Below are 23,601 nucleotides of genomic sequence, written 5' to 3' on the forward strand. Positions count from 1 at the left end.
TTATAATTTTTCGTAATAACGTTTGTTTATAGCCTTTTAGAAAGGCTCTTTTAAATTAATATTAAAGAAACTAGATATACTGTTTAATAAAATCCTCAAACAGCTCCGTCTTACCGCTTTTTATTATTAACTCCTTTATGAACCCTTCAAATTAGATTCGAGTGTAGTTTGTATTAGTTACTTTCCGATACAATATTTAACTAACCCTATGTCCATTGGTACTATTACATTTGGGCAACAAATAGCATACAAAAAACATATAAAAAGAGAAGATTAGCAACAACTATTAATAAATTGCTCAACAAATATAGCATAAAAAAAACCGCTCGATTAGAGCGGTTTCATAATAAAAAACACCAAGCATTAATTAGCTGTACCAGAGCCTAAATAAATACTGTTTGATACTTGACTACCATCAGCAGTAATAAAAGCCATAAATAGCTCTACAGTATCTCCTGCATAAGTTGTTGGGATTGGAACAATTTGAGAACCTACTGTTCTATCTGCTCCATCAAGTAAAGAAATAGATTCTCTTTTTGATGGATTGTAAACCAATAACATAGACTTGTCAGTAGTATTTGCATTACCTTCAGCAGAGTTATCATCCCAACCAAACGTTACTTCTCCAGCTGTTGCCAAATCAGTCGTTGGGTTTAACGCACCAGATAAACCTCCTCGACTTACTAAAGCGTTCGGATAGTCGATAACAAAGTTAGGTTCTGTACCTGTAATCGCATTATTCAACACATACGACATCGCAGCATTAAATTCTGTTTTCTTAACAGCTAACCCTTTATAACCTAACTTAATAAAAGGTTTTACAGCTTGTAAAAATTCTAAAGTGGCAGTAAACTTTGTTCTTTGGTTTACCTGACCAACAGTTCTTGGATTGGCTACACTTGAAGGTTTAATTCTAATGTAATCAATTCCTTTCCAGCTTCCACCGATAATGTTTCCAACCTTACCTGAAAGCCCTCCTAAAATACCTTGAGCAATTTTACCCATAACATAAATGATTTAAATGAAACTTACTTTTGTTCGGACTTGGTACGGACTTGAAATGTAGTTGTACCCTCCGCTGAAATATATGGCAAGTTTTATGCTATTCTTTTGATATGGATTTTGTTGCTTTAGATTGCTTCTTTTTGCATTATAGAAAATAAACTTTGAATATAAGATACTTTTAAATCTGCCATTTTTGAAATGATATTATGAAGCTCCGCTTCCTTTTTGCTAATTGCTGACACTATATTAATATGCTTTTGCAACTGAATTTCATTATAAAAAAATGAGATGTAACTGTTTTTTAAAGTGTTTCTACAATCATCTATCGAGATAAACGGAATAACACTACCTTTTAAATAGTAAGCGTAAAAACCGCCAATTTGCAACATCATAGATATGTGAAAAAGCGTGTTTTTTTCTTCTTTGGTTGAAGTTGTGACTACAAAACAATTAGGACAAGGATTTGTCAAGGGTTTTCCGCTGTTTAGTCCTTTGTTTAGTATAAAAAAGTGAGGGTTTGAGTAAGTTCTTCCGACTTGGTGTGTTTTTAGTTCAAAAGTTGACATAGCTATCCAATTTAAAATTGCTTCGCTACGCTTCGCGCCATTTTTTTTTTTTGAAAAGAAAAAAGATAGCCATAGTTGTTGTGGCGTGGGTTAGGCTGTCAAGGTTTTTGGATAAAAGTTTTTTTATTGAATGACTAAATCAAAAGAAAAAGGGTTTTGAAAAAAGTTTTATTCAAAACCCGTAGGGCTTGACCTTTATAGCCTTGTGCGGTTGGCAGAGGTAGCCACATATATTTGCCATCTTTTTTATTTTAAATTTTCAAATTAGTTAAACTTGATTGAAAATGCCTTTAACTTTTCTGGGGAATTAACACTTAAAAAAATAGGTTTTAGTACCGTACTGAGCGTTGGGTGAAGCGTTTGTATGGGTAGCATTTTAAATAGTTGTTTGATAAAACAGCATTTAAACAAGCTACTTATACAGGACTTTTAGACAATAGCTTTTTGTTTTTTTGAGGCACGAGAAAAAGCAATATGCTATGGCGTAGCACTACACTTTATAAACCTATTTTTTTATAACCGCTGACTTGGGTGGTGGGGAAAAGTGGACTTTTATATTTGTTAACGAAATGAAACAAACAAAGACTTGAGGTAAGGAATACTTGGACTTAACGATGGTTTTGTGCAGCTTGAATGAGATAACGAATATTATTATCAATTAACAGAAACCTTAAAATGTTTAAATGTTTAATGTTAGTTCAAAATGTGGTTAAATGTTCGGAATTGCGCGTTGGAATTGCGGATATTTTACATAATACCAGTTATAGCTACGAAAATATAAGAATGCTGCGATAGCAAACCCTTGAAAGGATTTTTGCTACTATAACTTGTATTATGTAACATAGCTTGGGTGAGTTTAGGGTTTTATGATATAATAATAACAGAATAGCTTATTGCAGTTTGGTTTGATTTTATGAAAACCAAAGCTGTAATATGCTATTACCTTAAAGACAAAAAAACGCTAAACTTGTTAGGTGAGCGGAACAACACAAAAGACAGAGGATTTTGAGGTACGAAAAAACTGGGTTTTGGGTTGTGGGGAATAAAAAAGAGCCTTCCGAAAAAGACTCTTTCATTATTGCTTAATGGTCGTGATTTGAATGGTCATCACTTTCTTCTTCACCAGATTGATTCATCATCATTTCGTGGTCGTATTTACAACAACCTGGTAAACCATCATATGCTTCTTCATCACCTGCTACTTTTTCGGTATCATATCCTGAAGCTGCGATTGCTTTATGGATTGCCATTGCATCGGTTTTTGTATCATCAAAAGACACATCAATCTTCTTTTTATCGACATCCCAATTAGCACTTGCAACACCTTCAACACCGTTAGCTGCTTTTTCGATAGTGTTTTTACACATTCCGCAATTTCCTCTTACACCAAAAGACAGGTCTGTCATTGCCATATCTTTTGACATTTCAGTAGTTGTGGTTTCTGTTTCTTTTTTGGTTTCGTTTTTACAACTTGTTAAACCTAATGCTGCTATTACAGCTACACTTAAAATTACTTTTTTACTCACGTCGATTACATTTTTGTTTTTGTGTTCGTGATTTTTCTTTGAAAAATTCATTGTTTAAAATTTAATTGTTATTACTTGATTTATTATTCTATTACTTGTTTTACTTCACCACAGGTTAGCATTGCTTCGCCAAAGTATGGATTGATTACTTTTTCTTCTTTGCTTAACCAATAAGCACCATTATTGTTATCTGCCATTGGACAAAATTCTACATAGACCTTTTCATTGATACCAAATAGTTGTACAGCATTGATTAGATGTGATGATAAATGTTTAAAATGGTCTCTTTGTGATTTTATATCGGACGTTTCAGAAATTGAAGTTGCAGAAGATTTTATTTCGCCTTCTAATGACATCCAATGGTTATGCGCCTTATTATCTGACAACAATTTCATATCTACTTTGTTCAATTTATTTAATAAAGTTGTTGCGTTTGCTGAAGTACTTATTGAATCTTCTTTTACTAAAGCATCTTTTAAATTGATATACGCATTGTAAACACTATTTAACTGTTGTTGAAATTTCTCTGATACTTCCAAACGCTCATTCATATTAGTGTGGTCACTTTCTTTGTTAGATGCATTGTTATCCATACCTAAATGACCTTCGTGTCCAGTCATTACTTTACCACCATCTTTATTCATCATAGACTTTTTGCCTTGTAATTGTGCTGCTGCATCAACCGTAAATGTTCCGTTAGTCACTATTTCATTTCCAACAAATAAACCTTCTACAACTTCATATTCATTACCAATTTGATTGCCTAATTTAATTTCACGCATTTCAAAAATAGGTTGGTCTGGATTTGTTTTAAGGTATACCACAGAACGTTCACCTGTCCATAATACAGAAGATGCAGGAATTGATAATACTTCATCATTTTTAGCTGTACTGCCTTCAATATTTGCGGTTACAAACATCCCTGGTTTAAATACATCGTCCTTATTGCTTAAAACAACACGTAAGGTTACAGTTCTTGTTTTCGTGTTTAAAACTGGGTCAATGAAATCAACTTTACCTTTAAACTCTTTATTAGGATAAGCATTGGTTGTTATCATCACTTCCTGTCCTTTTTTAAAGCGGTCAATCTGATTTTCATACACATCAAAGTTTCCCCAAACTGTGTTGAGATTGGCAATTTTTAATAAGGGTTGTCCTTGTTTGATGTAATCGCCTTGCTCTACCAATTTTTCTGTAACAGTACCCGAAACGGTTGCATAAACAGGAAAGTTTTCTTTTACTTTTCCTGTTTCTTCAATCTGGTTGATTTGATTTTCAGAGAGTTTCCATAATTTCAATTTATTACGGACTGCTTTGTATAAAGCAGGTTGAGATTCTTTTAAAGAAGCTGCTGTGATTAATTCTTGTTGTGCTGCATAGAGTTCTGGCGAATAAATGGTTGCCAATAATTGACCTTTACGAACTTCTTCGCCTGTAAAACTCACATTCAAACGTTCAATTCTTCCAGCGAAATAACTTACCTGTACTGCATTGGCTTCTTCGTTTTCAGCAATTTTACCAGATAACTTTATGGTGTTGCCTTCAACATTTCCCTTGCCTACAACAGTTGTTTGAATATTGGCTAATGCCATCGCATTTTCTGTTAGTTTAAATTGGTCTGCCATTAAGCCATCACTTCCGCTTTCCGCAGGAATTAAATCCATACCACAAATAGGACAATCGCCTGGTTCTGGTTTCATAATCTGCGGATGCATAGAGCACGTCCACATTTGATTGGTTTTTACTGATTCAGATTGATTTTGTTTTGTATTTTCATTTGACGAATTACCAAAAATCAACCAACCTAATAGTAAACCAACTACTAATATTCCGATATAAATTATATACTTTTTCATTCCTATTTATTTTTTCTTTTAATTAACTTCCTAATCGAAGGTGAAGACGTGTACCATAGTAAAAATCCACTTAAAACGGTTATTAATCCTAAAAGTGAAAAGGCTCTCAAAACAATGGTATTGAAATTGTCTCTGCCTTCATAATCCATTGTATGTGTCATCCATAAAAAATCAAACCAACGCCAAGAACGATGTCTTACGGTTTGAAATTTTCCGTCGCTTACAGAAACGTATGCTTTTAGTGCTTCATCTGTTTTATATGAGATAACATAAGCAGGTAGTAGTTTTTCTCGATACTCGTGGTGTTTTCCAGTTTCAGTAATTTGCTCAACAGATTCTACCTCTAAACCACTCTTCATATGGTTTTTGGCAATATAGAGTGCCTCATCCTGCGTAATACTACTTTTTGGCATTCCATCTAAAGCATTGTACAATTGCTCTTTATTTATCCAATAGTACGGTGCATTATCAATATCTCTTAATTCAATAGTCTTTATACCATCTGGAACATCCATTTCTGAAGGACTTATTAAACTATTAAATGCTTTGGGTTGATAGTCCAAGTTTTTAAATTGGTCTCCGTGTATTTCGTCGATGTTTGTCCAACTAAAGTATAAACCACTAATAGTCCAAAACAGGAATTGAATCCCTAAAAAGAGACCCAAATACCTGTGTGTTTTTCTAATTTTTAAAGCTGTATGCCTGTTTACCATTTTCTAATTTTTTATTGCAAATGGGAACTCGATTTTAACTTTTTCCCAAGCCATCGAAATAATTCCGCTTTTATCATCAATTTTGTTGACCTTATATTCTAAATGTTCTGTGATTTCTTCTGATAATGTTGGTGTTATTTTGAATCGAATTACATCATCTTTTTCGTCATATTCGTCTTTACCGTGTTGCTCCCAGTTTTTATTAATCATCACTGTCCAGTCGTCTTTTGATGGAATTGTAAAAAAACCATATTTCCCTTTAGGTAGGGTCTCTCCATTTATGATTAAATCTTTATTGGTCTCTATCCAAGTCGCCATATGCGCTCCAGCCTGCCATACTTGGTCATAACCAACCAAACCACCAAAGATGATTCTATCTCTTACTCCTGGTGATGAATAATCAATATGAATATGAGCATCACCTATCATTGCCATCGTTTCGGTATGTGGACTTAACGGTTTTTTCTTGGACTGCTCAACTTTTTCGGTTTCAGAGTTATGATTGTGTTTTTGCTCTTCCGAACTTGATTTTTCATTTTTGCAACTCACTATTGTAAGCATTATGACAATTAATAGGGTTAGATTTTTCATTAGTTTTTTATTTATAGTTATACTTTAATTGTTCTTAATCGTAATGCGTTTGCTATTACCGAAACAGAGCTAAAACTCATAGCCAAAGCCGCTATCATTGGCGAGAGTAATATTCCGAAGAATGGAAACAACACACCTGCTGCAATAGGCACACCTAAAGTGTTGTAGATAAGTGCAAAAAATAGGTTTTGCTTAATGTTCTTCATTACAGCATTACTTAAATTTTTTGCTTTTACAATACCGTGTAAATCGCCTTTTACGAGTGTTATCATTGCACTTTCTATCGCTACATCTGTTCCCGTACCCATTGCAATACCTACATCACTTTTTGCCAATGCTGGTGCATCATTAATTCCATCACCTGCCATAGCAACTACTTTTCCTTTTTCTTGCAGTTTCTCTACTTCTTTGAGTTTGTCTTCTGGTAGCATACTGGCTTTAAAATCTGCAAGATTTAGTTCTGATGCTACTGCTTGTGCTGTATCGTGATTATCGCCTGTCAGCATTATTACATCAATCCCTTTATCTTGAAGTGCTTTAATGGCTTTAGCACTTGTTTCTTTTATCTTATCGCCTATAACTACATATCCAACGACGGTTTCATCTATTGACAAATAAGAAACTGTTTTGCCTTGTTTTTGGTAAGATTTCGCTTCGTCTTTCATTTTAGAAGCAATTTCTGCTTTCACATATTCCATCATTTTAGGATTACCTAATGCTACTTTTTTATCTTTTATGGTCGCTTCAACACCTTTTCCTGTGACTGCACTAAAATCTTCGGACTTTAAAATTTCTGCGTTGTGTTCTTTGCCATATTTAACTGTCGCTTTTGCCAAAGGATGTTCGCTATTGGTATTTAATGAAACGATGTATTGTAACACTTCTTTTTCGCTTAAAGCAGCATTAAAAGCACCAACGGTTTCAACTGTTGGTTTTCCTTCGGTAATTGTTCCTGTCTTGTCAACGATAAGCGTATTTACCTTATCCATTTTTTCAAGAGCTTCAGCATTTTTAATCAATACACCATTTTGAGCACCTTTACCCACACCAACCATTACAGACATTGGTGTTGCTAAACCTAAAGCACAAGGACAAGCAATGATGAGAACTGCAATTGCATTGACCAACGCATAGACGTATGCAGGTTCTGGACCCCAAATTGACCATATAATAAAAGTGAGTACCGAAATGATAACTACAACTGGCACGAAATAACCCGAAACTTTATCAGCTAAATTTTGAATAGGTGCACGACTTCTACTGGCATCATTAACCATATGAATGATTTGCGATAATAGCGTATCACTTCCTACCTTTTCGGCTTTCATTAAAAAGGATTGATTCCCATTAATTGTTCCGCTACTTACTTTATCATTTTCAGCCTTGTTTACTGGAATAGGTTCTCCTGTAATCATTGATTCGTCAATAGTTGTTTCGCCTTCAGTTATCACACCATCCACAGGAATTTTATCGCCTGGTTTCACTTTTAGAATATCATTAAGTTCTATCTCGTCAATACTGACTTCAACTTCTTCGCCATCTACTATTTTTATGGCCTTATTAGGTGCTAATTTCAACAGTTCTTTTACTGCCGAATTGGTTTTACTATGTGCACGAGCTTCTAACAATTGACCTAAAAGCACCAATGTTAGAATTACCGTTGCTGCTTCAAAATAAACGTGAACTGCGCCTGATTCAGTTTTAAATTGACTTGGAAATACGTCTGGAAAGAACATACCAAAAACACTAAACGACCACGCTACGCCTGCACCAATTCCAATGAGCGTAAACATATTGAGATTCCACGTTTTTATGCTTCTATAAGCACGCTCAAAGAACATCCACGTAGCGTAAAAGACAACTGGAATGGATAAAACAAACTGAATCCAATTCCAATTTTTTTGTACCATTATATCATACAATGGATTGTTATTGAGCATTTCGCTCATTGCAATTAAAAAAATTGGTAAGGTGAATGCGGTTGCAATCCAAAACTTCTTTAAAAGTTTTTTATACGTTTTTTCCTCTGCTGAACTATCTGCTTCCATTGGTACTAAATCCATCCCACAAATAGGACACGAACCTGCTTCGTCTTTAATGATTTCTGGATGCATAGGACACGTCCATTGTTCTGCTGAAGTTGTGGATAGATTTTGTTCTTCCACCAAATCCATTCCGCAAACAGGACAATCGCCTGGTTCGTCATAAGTTTTATCGCCTTCGCAATGCATAGGACAATAAAATGTGCCTGTGCCTTTTCCTTTGGGTTGCACTTTCTTTTTATCTTTTGAATATTGATGTTGTTCACCTTGTTTATGAATGCTATATCTATCACCATCCTTTTTTAAGGCTTCTTGAAACTTTTCTATAGGAATATGCGATTCCATTTCTATGGTAGCTTCTGCCTTTTCTAAATCGACGGTTGCTTTTGAAACGCCTTCTACTTTAGAAAGTGTTTCCTCAACGTGACTGCGACAACCGTTGCAGGTCATTCCGTGTATGTGATATGTGTGTGTCATTGTTTTACTGAATTAAATAATTAATGATTGTACTTTGCACATAGTAGGTCTTCACAGATTCTATTTGGTTCATTTGAAACTTTAGCTGCAACTCTTGAATATCCAAAATATCATTAAAATCAATGGTTCCTGTTTCGTAACTTTTTATTAGAATGTCTTCTGCATCTTTGGCTTGCTGTAGGTTTTTGGTTTGGGTAGCATAACTTATTCTTGCAGAAATGCGTTCGTTATTCGCTTTGTCTAAAAGCGTTTCCAATGCATTTAAACGTTCCTGTTTTTGAGCAGTAATTTCCTGCTGTTGCAAATCATTTTGTTTGGTTTGGGATTTATATTTCTTATTGAAAATTGGGATAGATACCGAAACCATTGGCATTACAATATCCTTTCCGTTATCGCTGAAATCCATATTTGGTCTTTCAGCAACATTGATATAATCTAATCCAAAACCAATCATTGGACTGCTTTGTTTTTGATTCAATAATTCTGATTGCTCTATGGATTGATAGAGTTTATCAAATTTTAGTAATTCAGGATGTAATGCTAAATTTTCAAAAGTAATATCAAAGTCTTCTGAAGGTATCATTAAACTATCTACCACATTCACGGTAACATCATTATCTCTATTCAATAGATTATTGAAGTTAGTTTGTTCTGCTAAAAACTGTTGTTGCAATACATCTTTTAATTGTTGCATTTCGTTTTGACGCATTTGCAATCGCAACACATCTACTGCGGATGCTTTACCAACCTCAACAGAAGTTAATGCCAACGTCTCATAAGTTTCTAATAGTTTAATGTTTTCAGTTAAGACCTCTTGCTTTGCTTTATTGGCGTATAAATTATAATAGGATTGCGATACCGAAGCCATTAGTTTTCGCTTTGCGATAACAATATCTTCATATTTAGCATTCGCTAACGAACTCACATAATTTTCTCTTGACGTAATTGTACCAAACCACGGTAACATTTGTTTAGCCGATACTTTAAAGCGTTGTGCTCCTGTTCGTGTTTCTGGTTCACTTACAAAATAACCAACTCCAAATTCGGTATTAGGAATAGTATTAACCTCATTTACTTTTTCGGAAGCTCTTTTGTATTGTAACTCGAATTTTTGAATTTCAGGGTTGTTATCTAATGCTTCATTAATGAGCACATCTAATTGTTGCGCATTTCCTTTGAGAACAAAGATTAAAAAACAAAGAAAAATGACTGACTTTATGTGTGATTTTATATGTTTCATTATACTGTTCTTTTAAGTTTAACTTCTGCTTTCCAACTATATAAAACAGGGACTACAAATAGTGTTATTAAAGCGATTAACATTCCACCAAAACTTGGTATTGCCATAGGTATCATAATATCACTACCTCTTCCTGTAGATGTTAATACTGGTAATAATGCCAATATGGTAGTAGCAGTTGTCATTAAACAAGGTCTAATACGTTTTTCTCCTGCTTCAACAACTGATGCTCTAATTTCCTTTTTATTATCTGGTGTGTTTCTATCGAATGTTTGGGTTAAATAAGTTGCCATTACTACACCATCATCGGTTGCTATACCGAAGAGTGCAATAAACCCAACCCAAACTGCAACACTTAAATTAATAGGATGCATCTGGAATAAGTCTCGCATATTTTCACCAAAGAAATTGAAGTTTAAAAACCAACCTTGACCATAGAGCCAAATCATTATAAAACCACCTGCAAACGCTACTGCGATACCTGTGAATACCATTAGTGATGTCCCTACAGAACGGAATTGGAAATACAGAATTAAGAAAATGATGGCTAATGCTAACGGTACAACAACCGATAAGGTTTTTTCTGCGCGTAACTGATTTTCATACGTTCCTGTGAATGCATAGTTGATTCCTTTTGGAACTATCAATTCACCAGAATCTATCTTTTCTTGGATTAGTACTTGTGCATTTTCAACAACGCTTACTTCTGCAAAACCATCCATTTTATCAAATAAGACATAGCCAACTAAAAAGGTATCTTCACTTTTAATAACTTGTGGACCTTGTTCATAGCGAATGGTTGCCAATTCGCTTAATGGAACAGGACTTCCTTTTTCTACTGGCACATAAATCTGTTGTAAGTCGGTTGGGTTTGCTCGTAATTCTCTTGGGTATCGCACTCGAACACCATATCGCTCTCGACCTTCAACCGTTTGAGTTAATACCATACCACCAACTGCCACTTTTAATACATCTTGAACATCTTGTATAGAAATGCCATAACGTGCAATTTTCTCTCTATCAATATCAATTAACAAATAAGGTTTACCAACAATACGGTCTGCAAAAACAGCTTCTTTTTTAACACCTTCAGCTTCCTTGATGATGTTTTCTAATTGCACACCAAACGCTTCTATTTGCTTTAAGTCTTGACCTTTAACTTTAATTCCCATTGGTGCTCGCATTCCTGTTTGAAGCATCACTAATCGGGTTTCAATAGGTTGTAGTTTTGGTGCAGATGTAACACCTGGTAACTTTGTAACTCTTACGATTTCATTCCAAATATCGTCTGGTGACTGTATTTCTGGTCGCCAATTACGGTAGAACTCGCCATCATTGTCTTTAATTAATTGAGACCTTTTGACTTCGCTCAAAGTGACATTTTCAGAATTATTTGGATTCGTAATAAAACGACCATCTTTTAATTCAAATAAACCATCATCATTAACTTTATAGCGTTGACGTTGTCTGTTTTCATTCAGCATATATTCTGGTTTGTACTGAATGATGTTTTCATACATTGATAGTGGTGCTGGGTCTAAAGCTGATTCTGTTCTTCCTGCCTTACCAACTACGGTTTCAATCTCTGGAATACTGGCTACTGCCATATCTAATTGCTGTAAAACACGTTTGTTTTCTTCTACGCCAGAATGAGGCATCGAGGTTGGCATTAGTAGAAATGAGCCTTCATTTAATGAGGGCATAAACTCTTTGCCTGTATTTTTCATAATGAAAAATCCTGCGATGACAATAGCAGTTGGAACAGATAAAAAGAGCAACTTATTATCTAAACACCACTTTAAAATGCGTGTGTAATATTTGATGAATAATGAGAAAACACCCAATAAACCAAAGCAAATAACACTAACAAAAATGAGATTCCAGAAAATGCTTTTATCAATGCCTAATGGTCTCCAGTATTCTGCTAACAAGAATACAATAGCTGATACCGAAATAATGATATTGATAAGATTAGCTTGCTTGTCTGTTATCTTACTTTGAAGATTGAGAAGTGCTGTAATTCCAAACGCTATCAAAATCAATCCTAACCAATATCCATAGACTATTGCTACAATTCCCAATGCTATTAAAACGCCATTTAAAACATATTTAAAAGTGTTATTAATGCTTTTCTTTCGGAATAAAAATGCAGCGAAAGGCGGAATTAAAAATAGCGCTACAATTATAGAAGCTGTTAATGCAAAGGTTTTTGTGAAAGCCAATGGTCTGAATAGTTTTCCTTCTGCACCAATCATCGTAAATACAGGAATGAAACTAATAATGGTGGTCATTACTGCGGTTACGATTGCACCAGATACTTCGGCTGTTGCGTTGTAAACTACCGTGTTAATGGATTGTGTGCCATCATCTTCATCTAAATGTCGAATTATATTTTCTGATAGTATAACACCAACATCGACCATTGTACCAATAGCAATAGCAATACCAGATAATGCGACAATATTAGCATCGACACCAAAGAGTTTCATCGCTATAAATACCATTAAAACTGCTACTGGCAGTAGTCCAGAAATTAATACGGACGCTCGAAGATTAAACACCATAATGATTATGACCAGAATGGTTATAAGTATTTCTAAAGTCAATGCCTCATTGAGTGTACCTAAAGTTTCTTGTATCAATTCTGTTCTGTCATAAAAGGGTACTATGGTTACTTGGGAAGTTCTACCATCCGCCAATACCTTTGAAGGTAATCCTGCACTTAATTCATTAATTTTTTCTTTTACGTTATTGATGACTTCCATTGGATTTGCACCATAACGAGCAACCACAACAGCACCAACAACTTCTGCACCTTCCTTATCTAAAAGCCCTCTACGTGTTGCAGGACCTAAAGAGACTTTTCCAATATCCTTAATTTTAATCGCTGTATAGTCTTCTGAAGTGACTACTGCATTTTCGATGTCTGAAATGGATTTCACATAACCCAAACCACGCACTAAATATTCGGCTTGGTTAATTTCCAAAGTTTGTGCACCAATATCTTTATTGCTTTCCTTAACCGCTTTTACAACGTGATGCAATCCAATATTATACTGACGCATTAGTTCTGGATTTACATCCACTTGATATTCTTGAACATAGCCACCAATAGAAGCAACCTCTGAAACACCACTTGCAGAGGACAACGCATACTTTACATAGTAATCCTGAATACTTCGTAATTCCTGTAAATCCCAACCACCAGTTACATTACCGTTTTCATCACGACCTTCAAGCGTGTACCAAAATATTTGTCCTAATCCTGTGGCATCTGGACCCAATGCAGGATTAACACCTTCGGGTAATAAACCACTTGGTAAGGAATTAAGTTTTTCGAGAATACGACTTCTACTCCAGTAAAATTCTATGTCTTCTTCAAAAATGATATAGATACTTGAAAAGCCGAACATAGAGGAACTACGAATGGTTTTTACTCCAGGAATCCCTAACAAGGATGTGGTTAATGGATACGTTATTTGGTCTTCTATATCTTGTGGTGAGCGACCATCCCATTTGGTAAAAACGATTTGTTGATTTTCACCTATATCTGGTATGGCATCTACAGCAACAGGATTGCTTGGTAAGAATCCTGTATCCCAATTGAAAGGTGCGTTGACTGTTCCCCAACCTATAAAGAGAACTAATAATAAAACTGCTACGAGTTTATTTTCTATTAAAAATTTGATGCTTTTATTTAGCATTGGCTTTGATAATTAAACAATTAGACATTGGTGTTTGAAAAACACCGAATACAGCAAATTATCCTTACGACATTGCAGTCATAGGATAAAAGAGTCTATTGTTTAAAAATCAAATTAAGTATGTCTCGTCAATCTTGTAGAGTTGCCTGACGACGAGTGGCGGTTTATATTCTTCGTAAGTAGATACATTATTGTCTAAACCTTCAAAAAGGTTAATAAAAGTATAAACAAATGAAGCGATGAATACCTGTTGCTCAAATGAGATTTTGTCAACTTGCAATTGTAATTCGTCTTGACCTTCAATTGCTAATTGTTCATCATCACAACAATTTTTCTTGGTAATAGAACATCCTTCGGTTGAAGGCTTTTCCATTTCCATTCCGCACCCTTTGGCTTTTTGAAAGATAGCAGTTTCTACTAAAGTATCTCCACAATAATGCATATTCACAGTAAATGACATTGTAGAGCATAACACTACAAAAGCCATTGCTAAAGACATTATTTTATGGAAAAACTGCTTCATATTGATTGCGAAGTTACGAAATTTTAACAACTATTGATTTTGTTTAACAGAAGTTTAATTGAATAATCTGCTTAATCCCAACTCATTCGTTGTAATCTAACTGCATTTAAAATTGCTAATAATGCTACTCCTACATCTGCAAAAACTGCTTCCCACATTGTGGCTAAACCACCTGCTCCTAATATCAATACAATAACTTTAACTCCAAACGCTAAAATGATATTCTGCCAAACAATTTTTCTTGTAGAACGACTTATTTTAATGGCTCTAACTACTTTTGAAGGCTGGTCTGTTTGAATGATAACGTCTGCTGTTTCAATAGCTACATCACTACCCAAACCACCCATTGCAATTCCAACGTTACTTGCTGCTAAAACAGGCGCATCGTTTATACCATCCCCTATAAATGCTACTTTATTTTCAGGATTCTTTTTTAATATTTCAACTTCGTTTAACTTATCTTCTGGAAGTAAATCACCTTTTGCATTTTCGATGTTCAACTCTTTAGCGACTTGTTGGGTAATGGAATCTTTATCGCCGGAAAGCATCATAATTTTTTTAATACCTACTTTGTGTAATTCTGTTATAGTTTCTTTTGCATCTTCCTTTAATTCATCTGCTATGACTACATAACCTGCAAATTGATTATCGATTGCAACTAATACTATCGATTCTACAATAGATTCCGTTTCCGTTGGAACATTTATATTATTCGCAGTCATTAAGGCTTTATTTCCTACTAAAACTGTTTTACCATTTACAATGCCTTTTAATCCTTTACCTGCAATTTCAGAAATGTCTTGTGCTTCAAAATCTTCTCCTTCTGCTTTATACTCTAAAATGGCTTTAGCAATTGGATGCGTGGATTGTTCTTCCATCGCCATTAAGTATTGCATAAATTCGGTTTCATTCCAACCAATTGCTTTTACTTCTTTGATTTTAAAAACACCTTTGGTAACGGTTCCTGTTTTGTCCATTACCAAAGTATTTATCTTGGTCATTGCATCTAAAAATGAAGCACCTTTAAATAATATTCCATTTTTTGAAGTTGCTCCCAATCCACCGAAATATCCTAATGGAATTGAAATCACTAACGCACAAGGACAAGATATTACCAGGAAAATTAATGCTCTGTATAACCAATCTCTAAACACATAATCATCTACAAAAAAGTATGGTATAAAAGTTACACCAATAGCTAAAAACACTACAATTGGTGTGTAGATACGAGCAAACTGTCTGATGAATAATTCTGTTTTAGACTTACGAGCTGTAGCATTTTGAACCAAGTCTAATATTCTCGCAATAGAACTATCTTCAAAGGTGTTGGTTACCTCAACTTCAACAACACTTTCTAAATTGATACTACCTGCGTAAACCTTTGCATCTTTCTGAATAGAATCTGGTTTGCTTTCGCCTGTTAATGCTGCGGTGTTTAGAGATGCTTTTTCGGATAATAAAATACCATCCAATGGAATTTTTTCACCTACTCGAATTTGTATTTTCTCGCCAATATTTACAGCTTCTGGCGACACACTTATATAATCACCATCACGAAATACATTAGCTTCTTTTGGTCTAACATCTAATAAGGCTTTAATATTTCCTTTTGCTCTATTAACTGCTGCGTTTTGAAATAATTCTCCTACTGCATAAAATAGCATTACTGCAACACCTTCAGGATATTCACCAATAATAAATGCACCAATAGTGGCAATAGACATTAAAAAGAACTCTGTAAAAACATCACCTTTTTTAATACTATTCCAACCCTCTTTTACGACTGGAAATCCTACAGGTAGATATGCCAAACTGTACCAAGTAATACGAATCCATCCTTGAAATTGAGGAATCGCATCAAAATAATCTACAGCAATACCAACTATTAACATTACGAAACTGAAAATAGCTGGTAAATAGGTGTTTAAATTTGAAACACTTTTAGGATTGCTATGATTGTGACCATCATCGTGAGAATGTTGTTCTTCTGAATTTGGTTTTAAATCTCTTAAATTGACTTTCTTTTTTTTCATTTAGTTTTGTTTTAGCAACAACTTTTGTTTTGTTGAATTGGTGGACAAGGAACTGTACCATAAGAACAATACACACAACAATCACCTTCGTTTGGTTTTAGAACCGTTTTACAATGCTCACACTCGTAAAAGAATTGACAAGCGTTAGTTGGCATATCTTCCACTTTTTTATGACCGCAGTTAGGGCAAGTGATTTCCGATTTTAATATGGTTTGCATCAATTTTCTTTTTTATCAGTTACTTTATAACCTGTAGAATTAATTGCTATCTCAATTTCTAATTCATTAGTTTTAGTTTGGTCATACTCAATGATTGCGTTACCATTCTTGTATGATGTTTTTGAGTTCACAATTCCGTTAAGTTTATTTACTTCGTGGTTTACGTGAGCTTCACAACTGGGACAAGTCATTCCACTTATTTTATACTCTGTTGTTTTGATATTTGATTTATCAACGACAACAATTTGTTTCTCTGAATTTGGATAAAACATACTTGAGTAGTATGGAAATGCCAACATCACTATTGCGAATACTGTTACAACTCCTAAAAAGGTTTTTGACTGAATAAATTTTGGTTTTTTATCCGTTTCACATTCACAGTCGATTTCTTTTTCTGGTTTTAATTTTTGATACCAAGCAAAGAGAAGAACTACTATTGTTAGCCCAATTAAGTAAGGTCTAAATGGTTCTATCCAAGAAAAAGTTGAAGCTACACCACTTGTTCCTGCAATTAATGCCAAAACTGGTGTGATGCAACACAATGAAGCTGTGATTGCTGTTAGGATACTTGTAACCGCTAATTTATTTTTCATTCTATATCTAATACTTTTTCAATGTCATTTGGAATAGGCATACGTTTTAATGGTGGTACGTTTGCGCCACCTGTATTACCAAGAGGAACGTGATTTATAAATGATTTCCAACCACCAACAAGCAATCTAATAATTTGACCGAATACTTCTTTAGTATCTTTTTGTCTAAATCCAAACTTTAGCATTAGCCAATGTGAATAGGTATGTTCTATAGGATAAGACTGTCCTATTATATGACTGCGTTCTAAATGAAACCAAGCATTACCAAACCGCTTATTTTCTAAACAGAAACTGTATTGTTTTAATTCTTCGATATAAGCCTGTTTGATATGTTTAGGTATTTTAGTATTAAACTTCATATCCACTAATTTTGGATAAAAGTAATTTAATAGTAAGTGCAATGGAAGTGCATTTGTTATCCACTACACTTATCACATATACCTTTTACCACCAAATTTACATTCTCTGACACAAAACCATTTGGCACTTTTATTTGAGGTATTTTATGTTCTGTTAAGCAAATGGTTTCATTGCAATTATTACAATGAAAATGTAAATGCAAATCGTTTTTAATATCACAATTACATCCCTCTTCGCATAACGCATATTTTGTTATCCCTGTGCCATCGTCTATTTGATGGACTATTCCTTTATCTTCAAATGTTTTAATAGTTCTGTATAAGGTAGTTCTATCTGCTTTTTCAAAAGCATTTTCAATGTCACTTAATGTTACTGCTATTTCTTTTTCTGCAAGAAACTTATATATAAGCAAACGCATTGCTGTAATACGAATTTGTTTTGACTCTAATAATTGTTCTATTGTCTGCATAATTAATGTTCGTGTTCTGCTTCTCCTTTTTTCATTTCTGCGTTAAGGTAATAAGCATTGTTATAGGCAAATTGTGTGTTACTTTCTATATCTTCAATAAATTGAACCGATACCCAATCACCATCTTTAGTACCTAACACAACTTCGATAGGTTTAAAGCTCCAATCGTCATTTTCTTTTTCTACTGAAAACACATAATATCTTTCGCCTTCTTTTATAATTGCACTTTCTGGTAAAGCTTTTGTTTGGGTATTATCTACTTGAATTTTACCTTGAATATACATACCAGGAATTAAATTACCTTTTTTGTTTTCTATTTCTGCGTGAACGTGAACTGCTTTTGGGTTGTCCTCAAAGGTTATGCTTACGGAATAGATTTCTGCGGTAAGTTCTGTATCTGGTATAGATTGTACCGTAAAGTTTACTCTTTGACCCTTCTGTACTTTATGGACATCTTTTTCAAAGACCATAAAATCGGCGTGAACGTGATGCGTATTTACAATTTCAAATAATTCGGTTTGTGGCTCTACATATTGACCTGTTTTTACTTCAACTTTTTGCACAAAGCCTTCTATTGGACTTCGCAATGCTATGCGCTGTGCAATTGTTCCATTGCGAACTGATGTAGTGTTAACGTTGAGTATTCTTAATTGCGCTTCTAAACCATTAACCATTGCTTTTGATGCTTGATATTCTGCTTCTGCTTTCTGGAAATTAGCACCAGAACCAACACCAGCATCGTATAATTTTTGTTGACGTTCATAATTTTTCTTTGCAAGCTCGCTATTGCTATAAGCGTTTAAATAATCCGTTTGTAATTTTATAATATTTGGGTGTGATAGATAAGCCACTACTTGACCTTTATTAACCTTATCACCTTCAATCACTTCAATTGAAACGACATTTGCACCAACAACAGTAGTAATAGCTGCTTCGTTTTGTGGTGGTACTTCTAACGTTCCGTTAGCTTCTACATAACCGCTCATATTACGTAATGGCAATGTATCGATTTTCATTTTTAAAGCATCGAATTGTTGTTGTGAAAGCATTACTTCTTCGCTTTCATTATGTTCTTCATTAACTTCTGTTTTTTCTTCCTCATCGTGGGAATGACCATCATTCTCGTTATGATTTTCTTTATTTCCGCAGGAAAAAAGAAATAAGGATAATAAGAAAATGATTAGTAATTTATATGATATATTTTTCATCTGTTTTAATAATTTCAAGTTATTGATTTTTTTTTGCAAAATGCCCATTATGGGCTTCATTGTCTTATTGATTAAAATATTGTAATTGAAATGTGCTTTCTAAATAGTTTACTAATGCAGTCTGTGCTTCAAGTTCCGATTGAATGGCTTCTTTTATCAACTGCGTAAATGCAGTATAATCTATTTCGCCTTCTCTGTATGCTAGTAATGCACCTGTTTTTTGCTCTTTTGTTAATGGTAAAACTTGGTCTTTGTAAAACTCCCAAGACGTTTTCCATTTGAAATAATTTTCTTTAGCCTGAACAAACCTTGATTGTACTTCCTGTTTTTTGAACGCTACATTGGTTTCTGCTATGTCTTTATCAATTCTGGCACTTCTAACTTGTGCTTTGTTAGAACCTGATAAAAACGGAATTGAAATTCCTGCTTGATAGGTGTAAAATCCTGAATTGCCATTTACTTTTTGTAAACCACCTTGAAGATTGAACTTCGGTAAATTATCTGCCTTTGCAGCTTTATATTTGGCTTCTGCTTCATCTACAATGTTCTGCGACATACTGTACAATGGATGGTTTTCAATACTGAACGTTTCCATATCATTCTGCATCACTACGTCAAACTCATCTGAAACTGTATAAATATCATCTGAAACTAACCACAAATTGAATTGCTGTAAGGCAATAAGGTAATCACTATAGGCTTGCGCTTTTTTATTTTTAATTTGAAACGCTTGATTTTTTGCTGCCGAATATTCTAATTTAGAAATGGCTTCGACTTCATAATTTAAAGCTACTGCTTGTTCAAATTTGGAATAAATGGAATCCAGTTCTTTATACAAGTTATAGTTCCGTTTCATTTGATAGCATTTTGACCACGCTTTTTTAACTTCCAATTCTAATTCCAATTCGGAAAGTTGAAAGGCTTTTTGTGCCAATTGAATGCGTTGTTCTTGCAATTTTCTTTTTGCACCAATGCCAAATACATCGATATTTGATTGACCAACACCTATGGTTGTATAGATGCCACTACCATTATTAACTTCTTCGCCACCTGTGAAAATTTGAGTCGTACCGAAATCATAGGCAGTCGCTTTTAATTGCTCTTGTTTTGTAATTTCCAATTGCTTTTGCTTCAATAATGGATAATTACTTTTTGCGAGTTTAACAGCTTCCTGTAATGAAATTTCGGGAATTGTATCATTCAACTCTTGAGCGTTACTTTGTGGTGAAAAGCCAAACAGTAATAATACAACTGCTGTTGCTGTTACTAACTTTTTATTTGGCTTAAACGTAAAAGATTTATTTTCTACCCAATGGTATAAAATAGGTAACACAAATAGTGTTAGCAAAGTTGAAGTTAATAATCCACCAATAACTACAGTTGCCAATGGACGTTGTACTTCTGCACCTGCTGATGATGAAATCGCCATTGGTAGAAAGCCTAACACATCTGTAAAAGCAGTTAGCATAATAGGTCTGATTCTTCGTTTAGTGCCTTCAACAATTCTGTCTTTTAGGTTGGTTACTCCTTCGTCTTTTAATTCGTTAAGTCCACTTATCATTACCAATCCATTTAAAACTGCAACGCCAAACAACACAATAAAACCAACACCTGCTGAAATACTAAATGGCATATCACGCAACCATAAGGCTACAACACCACCAATGGTTGCCATTGGAATGGCTATGTAAATCATTAAGGTTTGTGGTAAAGATTTTAATGCAAAGTATATTAGAATAAATATGAGTAACAATGCAATAGGCACAACGGTTTGTAATCGGTTGCTGGCACGTTCCAGATTTTCAAATGCACCACCATAGCGAATAAAATAACCCGATGGTAGTTCCAATTGTGCATCTAATTTTGATTTTATTTCAGTTACTAAAGATTTTACATCTCGACCTCTGACATTGATACCTACATAGGTTCTTCTGTTGGTATTGTCTCTACTTATTTGCATTGGTCCTGCTTTGTAGCTTACATCTGCAATTTCACGTAAAGGAATTTGAGCACCTGAAGGTAAATTGATGTACAGGTTTTGAACATCTGTTATATCCTTTCGGTTTTGAGAACTTAAACGCACCACTAAATCGAAGCGTTTTTCACCTTCAAAAATCACACCTGCTGTACCACCTGCAAATGCAGATTGTACGGTTTGATTGAGCGTATTTATTTGAAGTCCGTATTGTGCTAATTTATTCCGGTTGTAATTGATGGTCATTTGTGGTAAACCCGTTGTGGCTTCCGCTTTCATATCTCCAATACCTTCAGTACCTGCAATAATTTTAGATATTTCTTCAGCTTTTTGGGATAGTATGTCAATGTCTTCACCATAGAGTTTAATGGCAATATCTTCACGCACACCTTCAAGCAACTCATTAAAACGCATTTCGATAGGTTGAGTAAATTCATAATTAACACCAGGAACGATTTCAACCGCTTCTTTCATTTTCTCAATCAATTCATCTTTTGTCTCTGCTGTTGTCCATTCGCTTTTAGGTTTCAGAATCACAAAAACATCGGCTAAATCCATTGGCATTGGGTCTGTTGGAATTTCGGCTACACCAATACGACTCACAATTTTATCGACTTCTGGAAATTTCGCTTTTACTATTTGCTCTATTTTAGTAGTGGTTTCAATAGTTTCGGTAAGTGAACTACCTGGTTTTAATATGGCGTGAAATGCAATATCACCTTCATCGAGTTGTGGGATGAACTCGCCACCCATTCTTGAAAACATAAAGACTGTAATTCCGAACAACACAACTGCAATACCAATTACCCATTTTCCTTTTCGCAATGCTCTAACCAATAAAGGTTGGTATTTATCTTCAACCCAATGCACAAATCTATCTCCATAGGATTTTTTATCGTTTTTTGGTGCTCTTAACACTAAAGCTGACATCATTGGTACATAAGTTAAACAAAGTACCATTGCACCAATCATAGCGAAGATAAACGTCAACGCCATTGGCTTAAACATCTTTCCTTCAATACCTTGTAAGGCTAAAATGGGTAGAAAAACAATAAGGATAATCAACTGACCGAAAAATGCAGCATTCATCATCTTTTTTGAAGCATTAGACGCCACTTTATCTCGTTCTTTAGCTGTAAGCTGTTTCTTTTTCAGGACTTGTGATGCAATTAGGAATACTGTACTTTCAACAATAATTACAGCTCCATCTACAATAATTCCGAAATCTATGGCTCCCAAACTCATTAAGTTTACCCAAACATCGAATACGTTCATTAAAATAAAAGCGAATAATAAGGATAATGGTATGGTTGAAGCTACGATTAAACCACCTCGCCAATTTCCTAATAAGAAGATAAGTACAAAAATAACTATCAATGCACCTTCAATAAGATTTGTGGTTACAGTAGAAGTTGTTTCTCCAATTAATTTACTTCTATCTAATAAAGGTTCTATAATGACACCTTCTGGTAGTGATTTTTCTATTTGAGCCATTCGCTCTTTTACATTGGCAATAACATCATTGGAATTTGCACCTTTTAGCATCATCACCAATCCACCTACAACTTCACCTTCACCATCTTGGGTTAATGCACCGTAACGTATGGCAGAACCGAATTGCACAGTTGCAATATCATTAATAGTTACAGGAATATTATTAACGGTTTTTACCGTAATTTTTTTAATGTCTTCTAAACTCCGTACCAAGCCTTCTCCACGAATAAAATTAGCCTGATGGTTTTTTTCGATGTATGCACCACCTGTATTTTGGTTATTGGCTTCGAGTGCATTAAACACATCTGTAATGGTTAATCCAATTGCGTTTAAATCGTTTGGGTCAACCGCAACTTCGTATTGTTTAATTTTACCACCTATGGCGTTAACCTCAACCACACCTTCAACCATTGCCATTTGACGTTGTACAATCCAATCTTGCATTGAGCGTAAATCTGCAATGTCGTATTTGTCTTTATACTCTGGTGCAACTTTTAAGGTGTATTGGTAAATTTCCCCTAATCCTGTTGAAATAGGTCCCATAGTAGGTTCTCCAAAACCAGCTGGAATTTGTTCTTTGACCTCGTTTAGTTTTTCAGCTACTAATTGGCGAGGTAGATAGGTTCCCATATCATCGTCGAATACGATAGTAACAACCGATAAGCCAAAACGAGAAATAGACCTAATTTCCTGTACATCGGGAAGGTTGCTCATTGCCACCTCAATAGGATAGGTTACAATCTGTTCAATATCTTCTGTACCTAAATTGGGTGCTTGTGTAATAACCTGTACTTGGTTATTGGTAATGTCTGGAACAGCATCTATTGGTACTTTTGTCATACTCCAAATACCTGCTCCAATTATGGTAAGCGTAAGCAAACCAATAATGAATTTGTTATTGATTGAAAAATCAATGATTTTATTAATCATAGAAAATGTATTAATTCAGTTAAAAAAAAATGCAAATGCTTTCCTGAAAGTGAAAACATTAAAAAGGGATATAGCTAT

At 34.5% G+C, this 23,601-nt stretch carries 17 protein-coding genes; all 17 read right to left on the reverse strand.

The genetic code is table 11. The annotated features are described in order from the left end of the window. Positions 1–363: 363 nt before the first annotated feature. On the reverse strand, positions 364–1,005 hold the full coding sequence (locus tag ACIEHO_RS11120; protein ID WP_054724105.1) for a DUF6266 family protein: 642 nt from the start codon (positions 1,003–1,005) through the stop codon (positions 364–366). 125 nt (positions 1,006–1,130) lie between these two features. Then, entirely contained in the window at positions 1,131–1,571 is a 441-nt protein-coding gene (locus ACIEHO_RS11125) for a DUF6943 family protein (protein ID WP_406971675.1), read from the reverse strand. Positions 1,572–2,653: 1,082 nt separating this feature from the next. Further along, positions 2,654–3,148, reverse strand: coding sequence for a heavy-metal-associated domain-containing protein (locus ACIEHO_RS11130; RefSeq protein ID WP_051881039.1), 495 nt, complete (start codon positions 3,146–3,148; stop codon positions 2,654–2,656). A gap of 32 nt (positions 3,149–3,180) precedes the next feature. Then, the gene (locus ACIEHO_RS11135; RefSeq protein ID WP_406971678.1) at positions 3,181–4,953 is read right to left on the reverse strand and encodes an efflux RND transporter periplasmic adaptor subunit; all 1,773 of its coding nucleotides are present in this window, start codon (positions 4,951–4,953) and stop codon (positions 3,181–3,183) included. A 2-nt stretch (positions 4,954–4,955) separates the two neighbouring features. Next, a complete protein-coding gene (locus tag ACIEHO_RS11140) occupies positions 4,956–5,666 on the reverse strand; it encodes a PepSY domain-containing protein (RefSeq protein ID WP_406971680.1) in 711 nt (236 codons plus the stop codon). 3 nt (positions 5,667–5,669) lie between these two features. After that, a complete protein-coding gene (locus ACIEHO_RS11145; protein WP_406971682.1) occupies positions 5,670–6,257 on the reverse strand; it encodes a DUF2911 domain-containing protein in 588 nt (195 codons plus the stop codon). Positions 6,258–6,274: 17 nt separating this feature from the next. Further along, positions 6,275–8,776 (reverse strand): heavy metal translocating P-type ATPase, encoded by a 2,502-nt coding sequence (locus tag ACIEHO_RS11150; RefSeq protein ID WP_406971684.1) that lies wholly within the window; start codon positions 8,774–8,776, stop codon positions 6,275–6,277. Positions 8,777–8,780: 4 nt separating this feature from the next. After that, a complete protein-coding gene (locus ACIEHO_RS11155; protein ID WP_406971686.1) occupies positions 8,781–10,016 on the reverse strand; it encodes a TolC family protein in 1,236 nt (411 codons plus the stop codon). Next, a complete protein-coding gene (locus ACIEHO_RS11160; protein WP_406971688.1) occupies positions 10,016–13,720 on the reverse strand; it encodes an efflux RND transporter permease subunit in 3,705 nt (1,234 codons plus the stop codon). The genes ACIEHO_RS11155 and ACIEHO_RS11160 overlap by 1 nt, the downstream gene beginning before the upstream one ends. Positions 13,721–13,829: 109 nt before the next feature. Then, the gene (locus tag ACIEHO_RS11165; protein ID WP_224476888.1) at positions 13,830–14,243 is read right to left on the reverse strand and encodes an HYC_CC_PP family protein; all 414 of its coding nucleotides are present in this window, start codon (positions 14,241–14,243) and stop codon (positions 13,830–13,832) included. Between the two features lie 71 nt (positions 14,244–14,314). After that, positions 14,315–16,276: a heavy metal translocating P-type ATPase gene (locus ACIEHO_RS11170; RefSeq protein WP_406971690.1), complete on the reverse strand. Its 1,962-nt coding sequence runs from the start codon at positions 16,274–16,276 to the stop codon at positions 14,315–14,317. Between the two features lie 11 nt (positions 16,277–16,287). Beyond that, positions 16,288–16,494, reverse strand: coding sequence for a GDCCVxC domain-containing (seleno)protein (locus ACIEHO_RS11175; RefSeq protein ID WP_081653185.1), 207 nt, complete (start codon positions 16,492–16,494; stop codon positions 16,288–16,290). Then, the gene (gene merTP, locus ACIEHO_RS11180; RefSeq protein ID WP_406971693.1) at positions 16,494–17,087 is read right to left on the reverse strand and encodes a mercuric transport protein MerTP; all 594 of its coding nucleotides are present in this window, start codon (positions 17,085–17,087) and stop codon (positions 16,494–16,496) included. Before merTP ends, ACIEHO_RS11175 begins: the two co-directional genes overlap by 1 nt. Beyond that, entirely contained in the window at positions 17,084–17,446 is a 363-nt protein-coding gene (locus ACIEHO_RS11185; RefSeq protein WP_120201175.1) for a DUF3703 domain-containing protein, read from the reverse strand. Before ACIEHO_RS11185 ends, merTP begins: the two co-directional genes overlap by 4 nt. Before the next feature lie 56 nt (positions 17,447–17,502). Then, positions 17,503–17,916 carry a Fur family transcriptional regulator gene (locus tag ACIEHO_RS11190; RefSeq protein WP_406971695.1) on the reverse strand — a complete coding sequence of 138 codons (414 nt, stop codon included), beginning with the start codon at positions 17,914–17,916 and terminating at the stop codon, positions 17,503–17,505. Positions 17,917–17,918: 2 nt separating this feature from the next. Beyond that, complete coding sequence (locus tag ACIEHO_RS11195) at positions 17,919–19,124, reverse strand: efflux RND transporter periplasmic adaptor subunit (RefSeq protein ID WP_406971697.1); 1,206 nt, start codon at positions 19,122–19,124, stop codon at positions 17,919–17,921. Positions 19,125–19,188: 64 nt separating this feature from the next. Then, complete coding sequence (locus tag ACIEHO_RS11200; RefSeq protein WP_406971699.1) at positions 19,189–23,523, reverse strand: CusA/CzcA family heavy metal efflux RND transporter; 4,335 nt, start codon at positions 23,521–23,523, stop codon at positions 19,189–19,191. Positions 23,524–23,601 lie beyond the last annotated feature (78 nt).

Source organism: Flavisericum labens (assembly GCF_045446075.1).
Classification (GTDB): Bacteria; Bacteroidota; Bacteroidia; order Flavobacteriales; family Flavobacteriaceae; genus Flavisericum; species Flavisericum labens.

Excerpts from the sequence above, each read along its gene's own strand:
- ACIEHO_RS11175 (WP_081653185.1), bottom strand. The coding sequence starts at position 16,494 with ATGCAAACCATATTAAAATCGGAAATCACTTGCCCTAACTGCGGTCAT.
- ACIEHO_RS11140 (WP_406971680.1), bottom strand. The coding sequence starts at position 5,666 with ATGGTAAACAGGCATACAGCTTTAAAAATTAGAAAAACACACAGGTAT.
- ACIEHO_RS11135 (WP_406971678.1), bottom strand. The coding sequence starts at position 4,953 with ATGAAAAAGTATATAATTTATATCGGAATATTAGTAGTTGGTTTACTA.
- ACIEHO_RS11130 (WP_051881039.1), bottom strand. The coding sequence starts at position 3,148 with ATGAATTTTTCAAAGAAAAATCACGAACACAAAAACAAAAATGTAATC.
- ACIEHO_RS11150 (WP_406971684.1), bottom strand. The coding sequence starts at position 8,776 with ATGACACACACATATCACATACACGGAATGACCTGCAACGGTTGTCGC.
- ACIEHO_RS11145 (WP_406971682.1), bottom strand. The coding sequence starts at position 6,257 with ATGAAAAATCTAACCCTATTAATTGTCATAATGCTTACAATAGTGAGT.
- ACIEHO_RS11155 (WP_406971686.1), bottom strand. The coding sequence starts at position 10,016 with ATGAAACATATAAAATCACACATAAAGTCAGTCATTTTTCTTTGTTTT.
- ACIEHO_RS11125 (WP_406971675.1), bottom strand. The coding sequence starts at position 1,571 with ATGTCAACTTTTGAACTAAAAACACACCAAGTCGGAAGAACTTACTCA.
- ACIEHO_RS11185 (WP_120201175.1), bottom strand. The coding sequence starts at position 17,446 with ATGAAGTTTAATACTAAAATACCTAAACATATCAAACAGGCTTATATC.
- ACIEHO_RS11170 (WP_406971690.1), bottom strand. The coding sequence starts at position 16,276 with ATGAAAAAAAAGAAAGTCAATTTAAGAGATTTAAAACCAAATTCAGAA.
- ACIEHO_RS11195 (WP_406971697.1), bottom strand. The coding sequence starts at position 19,124 with ATGAAAAATATATCATATAAATTACTAATCATTTTCTTATTATCCTTA.
- ACIEHO_RS11165 (WP_224476888.1), bottom strand. The coding sequence starts at position 14,243 with ATGAAGCAGTTTTTCCATAAAATAATGTCTTTAGCAATGGCTTTTGTA.
- ACIEHO_RS11120 (WP_054724105.1), bottom strand. The coding sequence starts at position 1,005 with ATGGGTAAAATTGCTCAAGGTATTTTAGGAGGGCTTTCAGGTAAGGTT.
- ACIEHO_RS11190 (WP_406971695.1), bottom strand. The coding sequence starts at position 17,916 with ATGCAGACAATAGAACAATTATTAGAGTCAAAACAAATTCGTATTACA.
- merTP (WP_406971693.1), bottom strand. The coding sequence starts at position 17,087 with ATGAAAAATAAATTAGCGGTTACAAGTATCCTAACAGCAATCACAGCT.
- ACIEHO_RS11200 (WP_406971699.1), bottom strand. The coding sequence starts at position 23,523 with ATGATTAATAAAATCATTGATTTTTCAATCAATAACAAATTCATTATT.
- ACIEHO_RS11160 (WP_406971688.1), bottom strand. The coding sequence starts at position 13,720 with ATGCTAAATAAAAGCATCAAATTTTTAATAGAAAATAAACTCGTAGCA.